This window comes from Nitrincola salilacus (genome assembly GCF_046271865.1).
Taxonomy (GTDB): domain Bacteria; phylum Pseudomonadota; class Gammaproteobacteria; order Pseudomonadales; family Balneatricaceae; genus Nitrincola; species Nitrincola salilacus.
This window is the reverse complement of sequence record NZ_CP176580.1, coordinates 3,685,772-3,699,024: the sequence shown is the minus strand read 5'-3', so window position 1 is coordinate 3,699,024 and position 13,253 is coordinate 3,685,772. Positions and strand designations below refer to the sequence as shown.

14 protein-coding genes are annotated in these 13,253 nt (G+C 53.5%); 6 read left to right on the top strand and 8 right to left on the bottom strand.

Annotated features, from left to right (window positions below):
- The first annotated feature begins 7 nt into the window (after positions 1-7).
- Together ACK3CJ_RS17085 and ACK3CJ_RS17080 are read left to right on the top strand one after the other, a co-directional pair.
- Entirely contained in the window at positions 8-541 is a 534-nt protein-coding gene (locus ACK3CJ_RS17085) for a flavodoxin (protein WP_409523420.1), read from the top strand.
- A 70-nt stretch (positions 542-611) separates the two neighbouring features.
- Complete coding sequence (locus tag ACK3CJ_RS17080; RefSeq protein ID WP_409523419.1) at positions 612-1,082, top strand: c-type cytochrome; 471 nt, start codon at positions 612-614, stop codon at positions 1,080-1,082.
- Between the two features lie 3 nt (positions 1,083-1,085).
- Here ACK3CJ_RS17080 and ACK3CJ_RS17075 read toward each other — a convergent pair whose 3' ends face one another.
- A complete protein-coding gene (locus ACK3CJ_RS17075; RefSeq protein WP_409523418.1) occupies positions 1,086-1,826 on the bottom strand; it encodes a cytochrome b/b6 domain-containing protein in 741 nt (246 codons plus the stop codon).
- Between the two features lie 169 nt (positions 1,827-1,995).
- Here ACK3CJ_RS17075 and prfB point away from each other — a divergent pair, with 169 nt between their 5' ends.
- Genes prfB through ung form a run of 3 tightly spaced genes read left to right on the top strand, consistent with a single transcriptional unit; the run spans position 1,996 to position 5,348 of the window.
- Positions 1,996-3,090 (top strand): peptide chain release factor 2, encoded by a 1,095-nt coding sequence (prfB, locus tag ACK3CJ_RS17070; protein WP_409523417.1) that lies wholly within the window; start codon positions 1,996-1,998, stop codon positions 3,088-3,090.
- Between the two features lie 35 nt (positions 3,091-3,125).
- Positions 3,126-4,634: a lysine--tRNA ligase gene (gene lysS, locus ACK3CJ_RS17065; protein WP_409523416.1), complete on the top strand. Its 1,509-nt coding sequence runs from the start codon at positions 3,126-3,128 to the stop codon at positions 4,632-4,634.
- A gap of 30 nt (positions 4,635-4,664) precedes the next feature.
- On the top strand, positions 4,665-5,348 hold the full coding sequence (ung, locus tag ACK3CJ_RS17060; RefSeq protein WP_409523414.1) for a uracil-DNA glycosylase: 684 nt from the start codon (positions 4,665-4,667) through the stop codon (positions 5,346-5,348).
- Between the two features lie 119 nt (positions 5,349-5,467).
- Here the strand turns inward: ung and ACK3CJ_RS17055 are convergent, their stop codons facing one another.
- From ACK3CJ_RS17055 to rsgA, 6 genes are all read right to left on the bottom strand, one after another.
- Complete coding sequence (locus ACK3CJ_RS17055) at positions 5,468-6,034, bottom strand: FlgO family outer membrane protein (protein WP_409523413.1); 567 nt, start codon at positions 6,032-6,034, stop codon at positions 5,468-5,470.
- 10 nt (positions 6,035-6,044) lie between these two features.
- Positions 6,045-6,713, bottom strand: coding sequence for a hypothetical protein (locus ACK3CJ_RS17050; protein ID WP_409523412.1), 669 nt, complete (start codon positions 6,711-6,713; stop codon positions 6,045-6,047).
- 99 nt (positions 6,714-6,812) lie between these two features.
- On the bottom strand, positions 6,813-7,853 hold the full coding sequence (locus tag ACK3CJ_RS17045; protein WP_409523411.1) for a YgfZ/GcvT domain-containing protein: 1,041 nt from the start codon (positions 7,851-7,853) through the stop codon (positions 6,813-6,815).
- The gene (gene asd, locus ACK3CJ_RS17040) at positions 7,850-8,731 is read right to left on the bottom strand and encodes an archaetidylserine decarboxylase (protein ID WP_409523410.1); all 882 of its coding nucleotides are present in this window, start codon (positions 8,729-8,731) and stop codon (positions 7,850-7,852) included. Before asd ends, ACK3CJ_RS17045 begins: the two co-directional genes overlap by 4 nt.
- A gap of 17 nt (positions 8,732-8,748) precedes the next feature.
- A complete protein-coding gene (locus ACK3CJ_RS17035) occupies positions 8,749-10,419 on the bottom strand; it encodes an HDOD domain-containing protein (protein ID WP_409523409.1) in 1,671 nt (556 codons plus the stop codon).
- 18 nt (positions 10,420-10,437) lie between these two features.
- Positions 10,438-11,466 (bottom strand): small ribosomal subunit biogenesis GTPase RsgA, encoded by a 1,029-nt coding sequence (gene rsgA, locus ACK3CJ_RS17030; RefSeq protein WP_409523408.1) that lies wholly within the window; start codon positions 11,464-11,466, stop codon positions 10,438-10,440.
- 102 nt (positions 11,467-11,568) lie between these two features.
- Between rsgA and orn the strand changes: the two genes are divergently transcribed.
- On the top strand, positions 11,569-12,111 hold the full coding sequence (orn, locus tag ACK3CJ_RS17025) for an oligoribonuclease (RefSeq protein ID WP_409523407.1): 543 nt from the start codon (positions 11,569-11,571) through the stop codon (positions 12,109-12,111).
- Positions 12,112-12,148: 37 nt separating this feature from the next.
- On the opposite strand, the gene queG is transcribed toward orn, so the two are convergent.
- Complete coding sequence (gene queG / locus ACK3CJ_RS17020; protein WP_409523406.1) at positions 12,149-13,222, bottom strand: tRNA epoxyqueuosine(34) reductase QueG; 1,074 nt, start codon at positions 13,220-13,222, stop codon at positions 12,149-12,151.
- Positions 13,223-13,253 lie beyond the last annotated feature (31 nt).

The following is a 13,253-nucleotide window of genomic DNA, read 5'->3' as shown; positions in this document are numbered from 1 at the left end:
GATACTTGTGACAAACGCGAAGCAGATAGGGCTTTTCTATGCCAGTACAACGGGAAATACAGAAGATGTTGCACAGTTGATTGCAGAGCGTCTTGAGTCCCTAGTTCAACTTCATGACATTGCGGTTGAAGGGGTTGCAGCGATGCAGCAATACAGCTTAATGATCATGGGGATTCCTACCTGGGATTACGGTGAGCTGCAGGAGGACTGGCAAGAGTGCTGGCAGGCGATTGCTGAGCAGGACTTTGTTGGCAAGCGTGTTGCGCTATTTGGTCTGGGTGATCAGATGGGTTACGGTGAATGGTTTCAGGATGCGATGGGAGAGTTGCATCAGTTACTGACATCAATCGGTGCCACTCTGGTAGTCCCCTGGCCGGTCGATGGCTACAGCTTTGAAGCATCCAGAGCCTTGACTGATGATGAACAATATTTTGTCGGTCTGGCACTTGATGAAGATGGGCAGCATGGCGTCACTGAGGAGCGTCTTGATCTGTGGCTCCCTCAGGTGTGCCAGGCATTTGACCTGCAGCAGGGTGGCTGAGTGAGAAGTGAGCATCTGGGTGAGGTGTCATGCAAATATCAATATCAGGGCAAAACAACAGGATAAGCATATGTGTAAAATACTGAATCTCGGATTGCTGGCAGTGTTGACCGCCGTTGCGTTTCCGGCGGTTGCCGACGCTCGGGATGCAGAGGATGCCATTGAGTATCGTCAATCTGTGTACAAGGCGATCAAATGGCATATGGACCCGATGGCGGCAATGGTGAAAGGTGATATCGAGTATGATGCTATCAGTCTGACACGACATGCCCAGAACGTACATGCCTTGAGCGGGATGCTGCTTGAAGGGTTTGTGCCCGGCTCAGATATGGGCGCGCATGCCGGCACTACCGGCGCACGTTCTGAAATCTGGGAGCGCTGGGGCGAGTTCGAAGAGAAGATGAGTACTCTGAATGAGCAGTCTCAGGCACTTGTAATTGCATCCACCAGCGGCGATTTGCGGGGTAATATCCGTCCGGCATTTGCCGAACTCGGACAGGCCTGCAAATCCTGTCATGATGAGTTCCGAGAGCGTCGCTGAGCATCACAGCAGTCGATTGATCGCGTACCAGATGATCGCTGCTGACAGGCTGGCGGTCATCAAGCCCAGCCAGATGGGGGCGTAAGGGTAACGCGGTGTATCTTCAGCAGCAGGCTTCTTGCCATGGAACATCGCCTGGATCAGGGGTTCACCTTTGATGAACTGATGATAGGCCACTCCCAGCAGGTGCAGTCCGACGGTGATCAGGAAATAGTCAACCAGCGTTTTGTGCCAGTAGGTCATCAGTCTGACAGTCTCGCTGTCGACCGCGCGTGCCAGTGGGCCTTCGATGAAAATATCATCGCTGGAAAACAGGCCCAATCCCGCCTGCGTCACGCAAAGCAGCAACAGCAGATAGACCATCCAACTGCCCAGAGGGTTGTGTCCCGTGTAAGTCGGTGCGCGGTTCCTCAAGAGCAGGCGCAGGTAGGACAGGGTTGATACAGGGTCGTGGTAAAAGTGATTGAAGCGGGTGTGGTAACTACCGATTACGCCCCAGATAACACGGAAAAGCACCAGTCCCAGTACCGTGTAACCCGCAATCATGTGCCACTCCATCAGGTCGAAGTCTCCCTGATTGCCTGTCCACCAGGCGGTGCCGAGAGCGGCTACCAGTAGCCAGTGAAATACTCTGATGAACAGATCCCATACGGGGGTTACACGCTGTTTAGCATCAGATGTTCGGGTTTCAGTTGTTTGGGTTTCTGTTGTTTGAGCTACAGTCGATCGTGTCCTGTCATGCATCAATCAGGGTTCCTTTTCCGGTTTTGTGCGCTGAACATATTCTGGATAATTTCTGATACTTCGGCAGGCTAAAAATTCAAACCTCACATTCAAACCGCTCATTCAAACTTCTGCGTAATTCGGGTAGAATGGCGTACTTTTTCCGAACAATGAGCTCCGAAGTCCCAACATGGAAATTAACCCGATTCTGAACAGCCTGAAAGATTTTGCCGAGCGGACGCGCACTCTGCGTCAGTACATGGATTATGACGGTAAAAAAGAGCGACTTGAAGAGGTTGAGCGAGAGCTTGAAGATCCGACAGTCTGGAACAACCCTGAAAATGCCCAGCAATTGGGTCGTGAGCGTAATTCTCTTGAGTCCACTGTGTCCACGCTGGACGAACTCAGCACGGGCATAGAAGAGGCGCGCGAGCTGCTTGATCTGGCCGTTGAAGAAGATGATGCCGATACCGTGACCGAGGTTGAAGCGGAAGTTGAAGCGCTGGGTGCCAAACTCGAAAACCTTGAATTCCGCCGCATGTTCTCCGGTGAAGCTGATGCCAACAATGCCTATGTCGATATCCAGGCGGGCTCAGGCGGTACCGAAGCCCAGGACTGGGCGAACATGATGTTGCGCATGTATCTGCGCTGGGGAGAAGACAAGGGCTTCAAAACCGAGCTGATAGAAGTGTCAGACGGTGAGGTTGCCGGAATCAAGAGTGCCACGATCCGTTTCGAAGGGGAATATGCCTTCGGTTGGCTGCGCACCGAGATAGGTGTGCATCGTCTGGTGCGTAAATCTCCGTTTGATTCCGGCGGTCGGCGTCACACCTCCTTTGCGTCGGTCTTTGTTTCTCCCGAAATTGATGACAATGTCGAGATAGAGATCAATCCGGCGGATCTGCGCGTGGATGTTTATCGTGCATCAGGTGCCGGTGGTCAGCACGTCAACCGAACCGAATCTGCCGTGCGTATCACGCATGAGCCGAGCGGTATCGTGGTGCAGAGCCAGTCGGCGCGTTCGCAGCATCAGAACCGTGATACCTGTATGAAGCAGTTGCGGGCAAAACTGTATGAGATGGAGATGCTGAAACGTCAGGCTGTAGCGCAGGAGCTGGAAGATTCCAAATCCGATATCGGCTGGGGCAGTCAGATCCGTTCCTATGTGCTGGATGATCAGCGCATCAAAGATCTGCGCACCCATGTCCAGACCTCTAATTGTGACCGCGTGCTGGATGGCGAACTGGATCAGTTTATCGTCGCCAGTCTGAAAGCAGGTCTGTAATTTTCCGAATTTGATCGAACAGGGTAACTATTTAAATGACTGATACAACTCAGCCGCAGGATGAAAACCGTCTCATAGCAGAGCGTCGTGAAAAGCTCCAGGCTCTGCGTGAACAGGGTAATGCCTTCCCCAGTAACTTCCGTCGCGACAGCTATGCAGAGGATCTGCAGCAGGAGTACGGCGACAAGACCAAGGAGGAGCTTGAGGAGGCTGGTATCATCGTTGCGGTTGCGGGTCGAGTGATGCTCAATCGCGGTGCCTTTGCGGTACTACAGGATATGACAGGGCGAATCCAGCTCTACGTCAACAAAGAAGCACGAGCTTTCGCCAAGGCAATGGATCTGGGCGATATCGTCGGTATTCGTGGTCAGTTGCATAAGTCCGGCAAGGGTGATCTCTATGTCGATATGGCTGAGACTCAGCTGTTGACCAAAAGCCTGCGTCCCCTGCCCGACAAGCACAAGGGCCTGCAGGATACCGAGATGCGCTATCGTCAGCGCTATGTCGACCTGATCACCAATGAGCAGTCGCGTCGTGTCTTTGAAGTGCGTTCACGCATCGTTGCCGGTATCAGGCAGTACCTGTCAGACAGACGCTTTGTCGAAGCAGAAACGCCGATGCTGCACTCCATCCCCGGTGGTGCTTCAGCACGTCCTTTTACCACGCATCATAATGCGCTGGATCTGGGCATGTATCTACGTATCGCGCCGGAGCTTTTTCTCAAGCGCCTGGTGGTGGGCGGTTTTGAGCGAGTTTTCGAGATCAACCGTAACTTCCGTAACGAAGGGCTGTCGACGCGTCATAACCCCGAGTTCACGATGATCGAGTTCTATCAGGCCTATGCGGATTATCATGATCTGATGGACCTGACCGAAGATATGCTGCGCACACTGGCTCAGAATATTCTGGGTACCACCACGCTGGTGAATACCGTGCGCAATGAAGAGGGCGAGGTGCTGGAGCGCTTTGAGTATGATCTCGGCAAGCCTTTCCGTCGCATGTCGGTGTTTGACTCCATTCTACACTTCAATCCGGATATCACGGCAGAGGCTCTGGCCGATCTGCATGCGGCGCGTCAGATTGCCGAACGCATGGATATCGATATCAAGGATATCTGGGGTCTGGGCAAGGTTCACATCGAGATTTTCGAAAAAACCGTGGAGCACCGTCTGGATCAGCCGACCTTCATCACCGAGTACCCGACTGAAGTCAGCCCGCTGGCACGCCGCAGTGATCATAACCCGATGGTAACCGATCGCTTCGAATTCTTTGTCGGTGGTCGTGAGCTGGCCAACGGCTTCTCGGAGTTGAATGATGCCGAAGATCAGGCCGAGCGCTTCCGCAAGCAGGTAGCCGAGATGGAAGCGGGTGATGATGAGGCGATGCACTATGATGCCGACTACATCAATGCACTGGAGTACGGTTTGCCACCGACAGCAGGTGAGGGTATCGGGATTGACCGTCTGGTGATGCTGTTCACCGACTCTCCCTCGATTCGTGATGTCATTCTCTTCCCTGCGATGCGCCCGCGTCAGCAACAGTAAGGCAAATCAGAGCAGACGATAGGAGGGCGTATGGCCTTGGAGGCAGCACCGAGCTGGAAAGCAGAGCTGGAAGGGGAGTTTTCTCAACCCTATATGCTGGCGTTGAAAACCTTTCTGCGCCAGGAGAAGGATCAGCATAAGGTGATCTTCCCTCCATCCGGCGAGTGGTTTCATGCGCTGGAAGCTACCCCTCTATCTGATGTGCGGGTGGTGATTCTGGGGCAGGATCCTTATCACCAGCCTGGGCAAGCACATGGTTTGTGCTTCTCTGTTCGCCCGGGTGTACGCATCCCGCCCTCGCTGATCAATATCTACAAGGAGCTGCAGGCGGATCTGAGTATTCAGCCGCCATCTCATGGTTATCTTGAATCCTGGGCGCAGCAGGGTGTGCTGCTATTGAATGCTGTTCTCACGGTGGAGCAGAGCAATGCCAATGCTCATCAGGGGAAGGGTTGGGAGCAGTTCACAGATCGCATTATTCACCTGGTGAATGAGCGCTGTGAATCAGTGGTGTTCATGCTCTGGGGAAGCTACGCACAGAAAAAGGGTGCTTTTATTGATACTGGCCGTCACTTGGTATTAAAGGCCCCTCACCCCTCACCTCTGTCCGCACATCGCGGATTTCTCGGTTGTGGCCATTTCAGCCAGGCAAATAATTATCTGAAAGCGCAAGGGCGTAGTGAGATCAACTGGCAATTGCCAGTTTCGGTCTAATAAGTGCCTGAATAAATTTCGGAATCAGCAGCTTGGATAAACTGCCTGGATAAGTGACCGGGCCCGACATGAGGTCGTGGCCCGGCTTCAGCTTTCAAGTGCTCTCCAGCGCTTCTTGGCTAGCGCGAACCCTGTGTTGGCAGCATGGCGCGGATATCTCGATTCAGTGGCAAGCGAAGATCTTTCGATCCCAGTATCACATTGTCGGTAGTGCGCACGATGCGAACGTTCACATAAACATGTGTGCCGCCCTGGGCATAGGTTCCCAGCAACACCGCCTGTGAATCATGAGATGCAGACAGACTGCGAACCTCTCGAGACAGAATCAGTTCACCGGTGCGTTCCTGAATGAACAGGCTGTCGCGCATTTTCACTTCGATTACTGTCTGACCACCGCGTGTCAGTGATGAGGAGAAGGTTTCAGACAGCATGCGGCCGAGAGTCGAGGTCTGCTGCAGGTTGTCGACATTGACAAATGTGGCTGCGATCAACGGTTTGCCCGGAGCCAGGCCCGAGGTGCTTTTCAGCAGATCGCTGGCAGCCTGTTGAATGACGGCCTGGATGTCAACATCTACATCCTGTGCCCGGTTTGCTGTCGAGTTATTGGCACAGCCTGTCAGGAGCAGCACCAGCATGATCAGCAGTGATATTGCATAGGTCTGCTTTGAAAGCGAAATAGGTTTCATCAGGGTCTCCTTACCAGGTGCCGGTCACAGGAACTGCTTTGGTGACACTCCGTCGAGCCTGGTAGTGGTCACTGTCCCCTGGGTTGATGTAGTAGATATTCGATGCCGAGTAGAGCACTCTGCCGTGCTCTGTCACCTGAGTGGTGATGATCACCTCTGAGCTGGTTTCGCTGGTCCAGTCTCCGCTCCACAGGTCTGCGGCTGCTGCAAAGGGGATCAGGGCAAGGGCTGGTTCGCTCCAGGTGTTGTAGGCCATGGCTGCGAAGCCAACGCTGGCAGTCAGGGCTGTCCAGGCACCTTCGGGTGCGCGGATATAACCGCGATCCTTGTGTCGTACTACCTGAACCTTGTAGTTGATAAGTGCGGTATTCATCGGTTCGGTTCTGACATGGGCGCCAGAATTTACCAATTGGCTGGTTAGCAGCGAGTCAAAGCCTTGAGAAAAGGGACTGGCGTTACTTTCGTGATGAATATAAAAGGCTTTGCCGGACAGGAAATCGGATTCCATCAACAGCTGTGCCTGGTGCTCGGCGAGAACATCCCAATGATGTGCTGCCTGCATTTTCTGTTGGTGCGATATGGGGTAGGTTTTGGCAATGGGTGCCTGCGACTGGTGAAGATTGAAGCAGCCGCTGAGAAAAGCAGCACTCACTCCGATGATACAAAGCTGGCGCAGCATGGTCAGAATCCTTTTTTTGGTCCGTTTTCGACAGTATAGCTTTTATGAAATGCCTGTCATCCTTTTTCTGGTGAACTTTTCGTCAGTTTTTGGTCTAACTTACCTTTTGCTTTCAAAGAGTCGTTTGTCCAACTGGTAAGGCAGGTCAAGTATTTCAAGTGTCGGTCTTGCAGGAGTGTCCAGCTGCATTTGCTCCTGTTCGACTCGATCCTTGACCATCACGGCCAGTAATTCGTACTCATCAGGAGTGCCTGTTGCAGCACTGAGCAGTACCTGTCCCTGATTATCACGAGTAGCAGCATGGATGATCATACCTGGTTGCGGAACATCTTTACTGATTACGCGTGCGCGGTACATCGGGCGCTTAAGCTGCCCTCGGTGTTGCAGGCGAGTAACTATTTCCTGGCCGGTGTAGCAACCTTTTGTGAAACTCACGCCTTCAAACACCTGCAGATTAGTCATCTGAGGAATAAATCCTTCTCGGGTCTCGGGTCTCAGGTCCGGTATGCCGGCCTGAATCTCACTGAGTACCCAGTCATTGGTGCTACCTGCTGCCGCTTTTGCAGACAAGTGCTTCAGAACAGCTTCGCTCTCCTCAGTCGGGAACCAGATTTCAAAACGGCTGCCGGGCAGGTTCACCGCCAGCGTGTTGTTCATCCTGCTGACGCTATCTGGTTCATCTGCATTCAGCTCAATCAATCCACTGATGATGGCTTTCGCATCAGGGCCTGCAATGCCCACACCTGCGAATGTTTCGCTACAGTCTTTCGCTTCTGCCTTGGAAAAGATGATATATCGTTTCAGGGCATTCAGAGATGATTCTGTCAGGCCGCGGTCGGTTCTCAGCCAGTAGGTATCAGGATCTGCATGGATCACACGATAAAGGCTGATCATGTGGCCTTTGATATTGCAGTGTGCCCCCAGACGAGAGCCTATAGCATCCACCTGCTTCAGATCACAGCTTAGCTGGCCCTGTAGAAACTTACCGGCATCCGGCCCGCTCACGCTGATGATGCTCTGATGCAGCAACGGAAAGTATCGATTCGGGTTATCAGATGCTGGTACGGATTCTACCGACATATGATCAGTACCTGTTTCGATATCCTGTGCATGCAGTTGCTTCAGCCACTGAACAATCATAATGAACTCCGCAAGTTATCCGTAGTGCACCGGGCGATTGACTGGCCCAGCTGGAGGGGAGAGCCCGCAGTCAGATGCTTATCCCAGTTGATCGCATCGGCTCCGAACAGCAGTACAACGGTCGATCCGAGATGGAAGCGTCCCATCTCTTCGCCTTTTTCAAGCGTGACCGGCTTCTGTCGATCAGTGAAGTTATCCAGCACCAGTGGTTTGCGCGGTAGTGGCGCGACCGGTCCCTGCCAGACGGTTTCGATACCGGCAACAATCATGGCGCCGACCATCACCATGGCCATAGGGCCGTGCTCGGTATCAAAGATGGCGACCAGGCGTTCGTTTCGCGCAAACAGGTTTTCGACCTCCTCGGCCGTTGTCTGATTGACCGAGTAGAGGTCGCCGGGGACGTAAATGCTCTCTCTCAGTGTGCCGGTCAGCGGCATGTGCACACGATGGTAGTCGCGAGGCGATAGATAAACAGTCGCAAAGCTGCCGTTGGTGAAGGGGGCTGCCCGATCTTCACAGCCGCCGAGTAAGGTTGTCAGTCCATAGCTGCGCCCCTTGGCCTGGAAAATGCGGCCATGCTCAATATTACCAAGCTGGCTGATGGCGCCGTCTGCCGGTGAAATAATGCTGAGGGCGTCTGGATCAAGAGGGCGGATGCCGGGCTTGAGGCTGCGGGTAAAAAAAGCATTGAAGCAGGTGTAGTCTTCGGCTTTCTCGAGTAGCGCCTCCGACATGTTGACGCGATAGCGTTTGATGAACCATTTGATAAAGCGATTTTTGAACCATGGAGCCTCGCATTCGGCAACACGCCCTGCCAGGCGCGAGATGAGATGCTGAGGAACCAGATGTTGAAACAGAATAAAAAGCGTTTTTTTCACGATACGTCCTGTTGTGTTCAGGGGGCGGCAACGGATTTCAGAGCCACTGTGGCAGCCGCACAAAGTTTGCGGAAGTGATCATAGTAAAAATCGGACATGGCTGCAGCCCTTTCTCCCTGATCGGCATAAACGATAGCAATGGGTTTGCCAGCCATGAAAATGGATATCAGCAGGCAGTCGTCGCCTGCCAGAAGGGCGCGAAAGCTATCGGGCAAAGTGGTCAGTGAGCGGTTGCGTGTGCGCTGGTTGATGCTGATGCAAGCGGGCTCTTTGCACAGGCGCTTGAAGAGACTGGGGACTGACAGGTCATATTCGAAGCGCAGGATCGGATGTTCGGCCTCAAAGCCGATCACCTGAACCGTTCGCAATTGCTGCTGCCCAATGTGTGTTCGCAGCAGAGCGATACGTTTGAGGCCAATACCTTGATTCAGTCCATGCATCAGGTCGCGCAGAATTGATCCCGGTTTTCTGCCTGGTTCAGGCTCACGGAATCTCTGTATCAGACGTTCCACCAACTGCGGGTTGTTCAGAGTATCCTTGCCGGTTGGTATCCCAGTCGTTGAGCCTGGTGTGGTGGATGGTCCGCTGACAATGACGGCACTCGGGGTTGGGCTGTCTGATAGAATGCTCTCGGGCATTTGGGGAGTAGGGTATTGCTCCAGGAAGTTCTGCCACTGCCTGATATCGAGAAGATCAGTGTTGCCGATCAGGGTCTCGCACATCAGAAGTTCTGCTGCCGGAGAGAGAGTGCCCGGCACATGATACTGGCGTGCGGCTTCTGCACAGTTGCCATGGAGTCTTGCTCGGGTATCATCAGCCTCCAGTCTGAGCAGATCGCTGACTATGTCGATTAATCGGGCTGCCTTGCTCGAGTTCCAGCCAAGCGTTACCGTCAGTGACAACCAGTTACAAAGCTTGACCGGGAAAAGTGGTTGTTGAACGAAGTGGCTGATCTCGCGGTGCTTTTCTGTATCAAGCTGAGGGTCTTTCATGGCGCGTTGGTGCAGTTTTTGCAGCATCTGGGCGGTCGGTGAGGTGCCGTGATCGAGTGCTTTGACCACGAGCTCGGGCAAGCCCCAGAGAATAGCAATACGCCGTCCAATGGATTGCAGTGTGCAGCCATAGACATCCTGCTCGGCCAGAGCACTGTCGATCTCCTCACGGTCTGTTTTCTGAAACAACAGGCGCTGATGCAGTGGCGCATGTAGCCATAGCAGCCAGTGAGTGAAGCCATAGAGCATAGCTGCCAGTCTGGCTTCCTCATTAAAAGGGGCTTTTCGATTGCTCAGCCAATCAGAGACCTGGACTGATGCATGCATACTGTTGGCGATGGAGCGGAAATACATCTTCTGAATCGGGTTCCGCGGGTTCAGTCTGAGTGTCTGTAGGCTGTCGAGCAGGGGATTCAACTGGTCGAGCCCCAGAGTTTGCACAGCATGATCTATGCCGGTGACACGCGTGTTTTGTGCGGCCTCTTTATGCATTGCCTGTGCCTGGCGCGCGACATGCAGGCAGATGACCGGGTCCTGGGCAACGAGTCTGGCAAGTTGTTGCACCGAGACTTCGTTCTCAGATTCGCCAAGTATTTTTTGCAGGCGCAGTACTGAGCTGCTCCTTGCCGGCAGAGGCTTGTCGGCCAGAAATCTGACCCAGGCGTCGGTACCTCTCAGTCTTTCTGCTCGATTCATCAGATCAGATCCAGTCTATCAATGTACTTCGGTCAGCGAGTGGAGAATCTGTCGGTAACTGGCAAAGCGCTGTTCGCTGATAGCGCCACTCTCGACAGCCCCCAGCAGTGCACAGCCCGGCTCCTGCTCATGCTTGCAGTCGCGAAAGCGACAATGGCCGATAAAGGGCCTGAACTCTTTGAAGCCATACAGCAGGTCCTCCGGGTCTATATGCCAGAGTGCAAACTCTCTGATGCCGGGAGAATCAATCAAATCTCCACCCTCAGGGAAATGAAACAGGCGCGCAGTCGTCGTGGTATGACGACCCTTGCCGCTCTGTTCCGACAGCGCACCGACACGCAGGTCAACACCCGGCAGCAAACTGTTCACCAGTGATGACTTGCCGACACCGGATTGCCCTACAAACACGCTGATCTGTTGATCCAGGCGTCGCTGCAAGGGTATCAGTCCGTCACGGCTGGTGGTTGATGCCTGCAGCAGGGTATAACCCAGTTGAGTATAGAGCTCAATCATTGGATCCAGCCAGGTGCGGTTATCCTCATTCAGCAGATCGACCTTGTTCAATAGCAGTAGTGGCTCTATCTCACACAGCTCGGCAGCTACCAGATAGCGGTCAATGAGGTTGAGGTGCGCCCGTGGTTCCGGAGCAATTGTAATAACGATCAGATCTATATTGGCGGCAACGGGTTTGAGTTCGCCCCGGTTATTGGGGCGTTGTAACTGACTCTTGCGTGGGTGAACTGCAACCACGACACCGCCACCTTCGGCAGATTCACGCCAGACAACCCTGTCACCTGTGACCAGCTGTCCAAGATGTGTGCGCATATGGCAGCGTACGATCGTGTCTTTCAACTCACCCTCTAGCGCTTCAACATCCAGCTGCTTGCCGAAATGTGAGATGATCAGACCATTCTGCTCAGGGCCAAGATCACCACCTTCCAGTTGCTCCTGGATGTTCTGATCCAGCCGAGTGGCGCGGTCGGTACGCTCCTGTTGAATCTTTTCTACACGCCATGACTGGCGGCGGGTCAGTTTACGCTTTGACATGAATTAGTATTGCCGGTTTACTTTGTTGATGGTGCATTTGTTGATGATGCTAAGGTATTCTAATCTGGCTACAATTAACAGTTTGTTCTTCAGGAGTGAGTCATGTCGCGTCAAAATAATCTGGTTTGGATCGATCTGGAGATGACGGGTCTTGATCCCGAGCAGCACCGTATCATTGAAATGGCTGCGATCGTGACCGATTCCGATCTTAATACGCTGGCTGAAGGCCCTGTCGTCACCGTACATCAATCAGATGCAATCCTGACCCATATGGATGAGTGGTGTACCCGCCAGCATGGTCAATCAGGCCTCACGCAGCGTGTCAGAGAAAGCAAAACCACTGAAGCAGAAGCGCAGCAACTGATGATTGACTTTATCAGCCAGCATGTTGATAAGGGTATCTCGCCGATGTGCGGTAACAGTATCGGTCAGGATCGACGATTTCTGGTACGCTATATGCCGGAGATGGAGGCGTTCTTCCACTATCGCAATCTGGATGTCAGCAGTATCAAGGAGCTTGCTAAACGTTGGAAGCCAGAAATCATGGGTGGTTTGAAGAAAAAGGGAACGCACCTGGCGCTGGATGATATTCGTGATTCGATAGAAGAGCTGCGTTATTACCGCCGCCACTTCTTCCGTCTCTGATTCCAATTCCGACTCTGATTCTGACTATGAGTCCTGCTTATTCAGACTTTTCCAGCTCGGCCAACGCCCATTCGATATGCTCTTTGACCAGAGGTGATGCGCTGGCCAGGCGTTGTTGCAGTGCCTGTCTGACCTGTTCGCCACCGCGACTGTTACCGAGTGCCACGGCAATATTGCGCTGCCAGCCTTCATGGCCCGTTCGGCGAATGGCTGATCCTTCGGTGCGTTGCAGGAAGGTGTTCTCATCCCAGTTGAAGAGGCTCAGCAGATCTGCCTGATCAAGGTGATGTCTGGGTTTGAAGTCATCCTCAGGGCTGCGCTTGGCGAAACGGTTCCACGGACAGACCATCTGGCAGTCGTCGCACCCGAATATGCGGTTGCCCATCAGCGGCCGCAGCTCAACGGGTATGCTGCCCTTGAGTTCAATAGTCAGGTATGAGATACAACGTCTGGCATCCAGTACATAAGGTGCCGGGAAGGCCTGAGTCGGACAGATATCCAGGCAGGCGGTACAGCGTCCGCAGTGGCTGTTCTGTTCCGGAGGGTCTATGGGCAGGGGTAAATTGATGAACAGCTCACCCAGGAAGAACCAGGAACCGGCATGACGGTTCAGCAGTAGTGTATGTTTGCCGATCCAGCCAAGACCGGCATTGCGGGCGAGTGTCCTTTCCAATACCGGAGCGCTGTCGACAAAGGGGCGAAAGCTGGTCTCGGCGGGTGAGTGCTCAGAGATCAGCTTGCCTAGTGTCTGCAAACGTTTGCGCATCAGTTTGTGATAGTCGCGACCCAAAGTGTAACGGGCTACGTATGCCTTGTCCGGCTGTTGCAGGATTTTCAGCGTCTCGACTTCAGGTGGCAGATAATCCATGCGGACACTGATAATGCGCTGGGTGCCGGGGACCAGCTGTGCGGGGTCGAGGCGAAGATCCGTGTTGCGATCGAGATAGTCCATCTCGCCATGCATCCCCTGTTCCAGCCAGGACTCAAGGCCAGCCTTCTCCTCCGACAGGTCGGTGTGAGTGATCGCACATTGTTGAAAGCCCAGCTCTGCCGCCCAGATCTTGATCTGTTCGGCCAGTGTGTCGAGTTCATTCCGGGTCGGGTGCGTCATCTGGCTGTGCGTTCTATTATACTATCAGGAT

Coding starts and splice junctions, on each gene's coding strand:
- ACK3CJ_RS17055 (WP_409523413.1), bottom strand. CDS start 6,034: ATGAAACCTATTTCGCTTTCAAAGCAGACCTATGCAATATCACTGCTG.
- queG (WP_409523406.1), bottom strand. CDS start 13,222: ATGACGCACCCGACCCGGAATGAACTCGACACACTGGCCGAACAGATC.
- ung (WP_409523414.1), top strand. CDS start 4,665: ATGGCCTTGGAGGCAGCACCGAGCTGGAAAGCAGAGCTGGAAGGGGAG.
- prfB (WP_409523417.1), top strand. CDS start 1,996: ATGGAAATTAACCCGATTCTGAACAGCCTGAAAGATTTTGCCGAGCGG.
- ACK3CJ_RS17045 (WP_409523411.1), bottom strand. CDS start 7,853: ATGATTGTTCAGTGGCTGAAGCAACTGCATGCACAGGATATCGAAACA.
- rsgA (WP_409523408.1), bottom strand. CDS start 11,466: ATGTCAAAGCGTAAACTGACCCGCCGCCAGTCATGGCGTGTAGAAAAG.
- ACK3CJ_RS17075 (WP_409523418.1), bottom strand. CDS start 1,826: ATGCATGACAGGACACGATCGACTGTAGCTCAAACAACAGAAACCCAA.
- ACK3CJ_RS17035 (WP_409523409.1), bottom strand. CDS start 10,419: ATGAATCGAGCAGAAAGACTGAGAGGTACCGACGCCTGGGTCAGATTT.
- orn (WP_409523407.1), top strand. CDS start 11,569: ATGTCGCGTCAAAATAATCTGGTTTGGATCGATCTGGAGATGACGGGT.
- ACK3CJ_RS17080 (WP_409523419.1), top strand. CDS start 612: ATGTGTAAAATACTGAATCTCGGATTGCTGGCAGTGTTGACCGCCGTT.
- ACK3CJ_RS17050 (WP_409523412.1), bottom strand. CDS start 6,713: ATGCTGCGCCAGCTTTGTATCATCGGAGTGAGTGCTGCTTTTCTCAGC.
- lysS (WP_409523416.1), top strand. CDS start 3,126: ATGACTGATACAACTCAGCCGCAGGATGAAAACCGTCTCATAGCAGAG.